The sequence below is a fragment of the Pseudomonas protegens genome (genome assembly GCF_003732485.1).
In the GTDB taxonomy this organism is placed as follows: domain Bacteria; phylum Pseudomonadota; class Gammaproteobacteria; order Pseudomonadales; family Pseudomonadaceae; genus Aquipseudomonas; species Aquipseudomonas protegens_B.
Genome location: NZ_MOAK01000074.1, coordinates 92,730 through 96,487 on the forward strand (window position 1 = coordinate 92,730; position 3,758 = coordinate 96,487).

Annotated in this window: 5 protein-coding genes; 4 read left to right on the forward strand and 1 reads right to left on the reverse strand. The window is 66.4% G+C overall.

Features of this window, described 5'->3' with window-relative positions:
- Positions 1-233: 233 nt before the first annotated feature.
- Positions 234-1,154, reverse strand: coding sequence for a dihydrodipicolinate synthase family protein (locus tag BLX41_RS20285; RefSeq protein ID WP_123726322.1), 921 nt, complete (start codon positions 1,152-1,154; stop codon positions 234-236).
- Positions 1,155-1,418: 264 nt separating this feature from the next.
- On the opposite strand from BLX41_RS20285, the gene BLX41_RS20290 reads away from it, so the two are divergent.
- The 4 genes from BLX41_RS20290 to BLX41_RS37420 form a co-directional block, all read left to right on the forward strand.
- Positions 1,419-2,351: a 4-hydroxyproline epimerase gene (locus tag BLX41_RS20290; protein ID WP_123726323.1), complete on the forward strand. Its 933-nt coding sequence runs from the start codon at positions 1,419-1,421 to the stop codon at positions 2,349-2,351.
- A complete protein-coding gene (locus BLX41_RS20295; protein ID WP_123726324.1) occupies positions 2,348-3,469 on the forward strand; it encodes an NAD(P)/FAD-dependent oxidoreductase in 1,122 nt (373 codons plus the stop codon). The genes BLX41_RS20290 and BLX41_RS20295 overlap by 4 nt, the downstream gene beginning before the upstream one ends.
- Positions 3,466-3,699 (forward strand): (2Fe-2S)-binding protein, encoded by a 234-nt coding sequence (locus BLX41_RS20300; RefSeq protein ID WP_123726325.1) that lies wholly within the window; start codon positions 3,466-3,468, stop codon positions 3,697-3,699. The genes BLX41_RS20295 and BLX41_RS20300 overlap by 4 nt, the downstream gene beginning before the upstream one ends.
- On the forward strand, positions 3,696-3,758 hold a 63-nt coding region (locus BLX41_RS37420; protein ID WP_404942783.1), incomplete at its 3' end, for a hypothetical protein. The genes BLX41_RS20300 and BLX41_RS37420, both read left to right, overlap by 4 nt.

Genomic DNA, 3,758 nt, shown 5'->3' on the forward strand with positions numbered 1-3,758 from the left:
ACAGCCAGCCGGAACCGAAGATCGCACCCAGACCGATAAAGGTCAGGTCCACCAGAGAGAGTTGTTTCTTGAATTTACCTTTGCCTGACATGGGGCTGCGCCTTTTTGGGGTTATTGGAATAGGCAGATCGAATGTCACGTCGGCGGAGCCGCTCGACGCTTGCAGCACGTGTGATGTTCCAGAAGCGGGCGCCCCCACCCAGGGCACCCGACCAACTCCTACAGGCCCGTTTCTACAGGCCGACGTCCGGCAGGCTCGGGCGCGTGGCCAGGGCCTTGGCGACTATGGCTTTGACTTCGGCCAGGGTTTCACCCTGCAGCGCCAGGCGCGGCGGCCGGGTGATGGACGAGCCACGGCCCACCAGTTCTTCACAGAGCTTGATGCACTGCACCAGGTCCGGACGAGCGTCCAGGTGCAGCAGCGGCATGAACCAGCGGTACAGCGCCAGGGCCTCCTCGAAGCGTTTTTCCTTGGCCAGGCGGAACAGGGTCTCGCCTTCCTTGGGGAAGGCCACGGACATGCCCGAGACCCAGCCCTCGGCCCCCACCGCCACGCTCTCGACCACAACATCGTCAAGACCGGCGAACAGCACGAAGCGATCGCCGACCGCGTTGCGCAGATCGATGAAACGCCGGGTATCGCCGGAGGAGTCCTTGAAGCAGACGATGTTCTCGCAGTCCTGCAGGGCGATCAGCACCTCGGGGGTGACGTCATTCTTGTAGATCGGCGGGTTGTTGTAGACCATCACCGGCAGGTCGGTGCCGGTGGCCACCGCACGAAAATGCGCCGCGGTTTCATGGGGCTTGGCCGAGTACACCAGGGCCGGCATCACCATCACCCCATCGACCCCGACCCGGGCCGCTTCGCGCACCGTATGGCGAGCGAACTCGGTGGTGAATTCGGCCACCCCGGCGATCACCGGCACCCGGCCGCCGGCGGCGTCCTTGGCGACTTCGATCACTGATAGCTTTTCCGCGGTGCTCAAGGAGGTGTTCTCGCCCACGGTGCCGCACACCACCAGGCCGGATATGCCGTCGTCCACCAGGTTGCGCATGACCTTGTGGGTGGCCTGCAGGTCGAGGGAGAAATCGGCTTTGAATTGAGTGGTCACAGCGGGGAACACACCGCTCCATTGGATGGCTTTACGGCTCATGGTCTTGTCCTTGTGTGAGGTCGGCCGGGCCGACTGACGTTGAAAACCCAGACCAGAGTCGCCTTTTATCCCCCTTGCAGCTTGAGGCTTTTCGTCCCTGCAGATGACGAAATCGGCACACTCGTTCCTCGCCCCACTGTGGCTTCAGCGCCACAGGAGCCGTGGCGTGACTGTGCCGATTTCGTCATCTGCAACAGCGAAAACCCACAAGCAACGCCGCCCCCGTCAAGGCCACTCTGTAGCTCTTTCCCGTCAGGTGCCGCCATGAAAAAAATAACCGTGATCGACTCACACACCGGGGGTGAACCCACTCGCCTGGTGATCGACGGCTTTCCCGAGCTGGGCCGTGGTTCCATGGCCGAGCGCCTCCAGACCCTGCGCAGCCAGCACGATCACTGGCGCCGCGCCTGCGTCCTCGAACCCCGGGGCAGCGACGTGCTGGTGGGGGCCCTGCTCTGCGAGCCGCAGGCCAGGGATGCCTGTGCCGGCGTGATCTTTTTCAACAACAGCGGCTACCTGGGCATGTGCGGCCACGGCACCATCGGCCTGGTGCGCTCGCTGTACCACCTGGGACGCATCGACCACGGCGTGCACCGCATCGAAACCCCGGTGGGCACGGTAGAGGCCACCTTGCATGACGACCTGTCGGTGAGCGTGCGCAATGTCCCCGCCTATCGCTATCGCACCCAGGTGGCGCTGCAAGTGCCGGGGCACGGCACGGTGCATGGCGACATCGCCTGGGGCGGCAACTGGTTCTTCCTGATCAGCGATCACGGCCAGGACATTGCCCTGGACAATGTCGAAGCCCTGACCCAATACACCTGGCGCGTGCGTGAGGCCCTGGAAGCCGCCGGGATCACCGGGGCCGAGGGCGAAGTCATCGACCATATCGAACTGTTCGCCGACGACCCACAGGCCGACAGCCGCAACTTCGTGCTCTGTCCCGGCAAGGCCTACGACCGCTCCCCCTGCGGCACCGGCACCAGCGCCAAGCTGGCCTGCCTGGCGGCGGACGGCAAACTCGCTCCGGGCCACACCTGGCGCCAGGCCAGCGTCATCGGCAGCCAGTTCAGCGCCCACTACGAGCAGGCCGGCGAGCGGATCATTCCCACCCTGCGTGGCAGTGCCCATATCAGCGCCGAAGCGACCCTGCTGCTCGATGACAGCGACCCGTTCGCCTGGGGCATCGGCTCGTGAACTCCCTGGGCGAGGCCGACGTGATCGTGGTCGGCGCCGGCATCATCGGTGCCGCCTGCGCCCATGAACTGGCCGGTCGCGGCCTGCGGGTGCAAGTGCTGGACGACGCCCGTGGCGGCGCCACCGGGGCCGGCATGGGGCATCTGGTGGCCATGGACGACAACCCGGCGGAGCTGGCCCTGAGTCATTACTCCATCGGCCTGTGGCGACAACTGCGCGACCGTCTGCCCGAGGCCTGTGCCTATCGCAACTGCGGCACCCTGTGGCTGGCCGCCGACCGCGAGGAAATGGACCTGGCGCGAGCCAAGCAGCAGACCCTGGCAGACCACGGCGTCACCGGCCAACTGCTCGACGGCCCGCAACTGGCGGCGCTGGAGCCGATGCTGCGCCAGGGCCTGGGAGGTGCCCTGAAGATCCCCGGGGACGGCATTCTCTACGCCCCGGCCACCGCCCACTGGATGCTCAGCAGCCATCCACTGATCCAGCGCCAGTACGGCCATGTGCGTAGGGTGGCCGGTGATCAGTTGGAGCTGGACGACGGCCGGGTCCTGCGCGCGCCCCGGGTGCTGCTGGCCAACGGTTTCGCCGCCCGGGAACTGCTGCCGGCCCTGCCCCTGCGGCCGAAGAAGGGCCACCTGCTGATCACCGACCGCTACCCGCAACAGGTCCAGCATCAACTGGTAGAACTGGGCTACGCAGCCAGTGCCCACGCCAGTGATGGCACCTCGGTGGCCTTCAACGTCCAGCCGCGTCCAACCGGCCAGTTGCTGATCGGCTCGTCCCGGCAGTTCGACACCCTCGACCCTCAAGTCGAACCAGCCGTGCTGGCGCCCATGCTGCAACGGGCAGTGGAATACCTGCCGGAGCTGGCAACGCTCAACGGCATCCGCGCCTGGACCGGCTTTCGCGCCGCCACCCCGGACGGCCTGCCGATCCTGGGGGAACACCCACAACAGTCGGGCTTGTGGCTGGCCGTCGGCCATGAAGGCCTGGGCGTGACGACCGCCCCCGGCAGCGCACGGCTGCTGGTGGACCTGATGCTCTGCGAATGCCCGGCGATCGACCCCCGCCCCTATCTGCCCGGACGCTTCGCCCCCCTGACTGGAGAACGCCCGTGATCATCTACCTGGATCAGCAAGCGCTGGAGATCCGCTCCGGCCTCACGGTGGCCGCCGCCGTGGCCAACAGCGGCGTGCCCTATACCCGCACCGCCTGCAGCGGTGGTCCACGAGCGCCGTTCTGTGGCATGGGCATCTGCCAGGAATGTCGGATGACCATCGACGGTCGCCGTCAACTGGCCTGTCAGACCCTGTGCCGGGATGGCATGCAAGTGGAGCGCAGCCAATGAGCGCCCAACGCCTGCACTGCCAGATCGTCATAGTCGGCAGCGGCCCCGCGGGGCTCGCC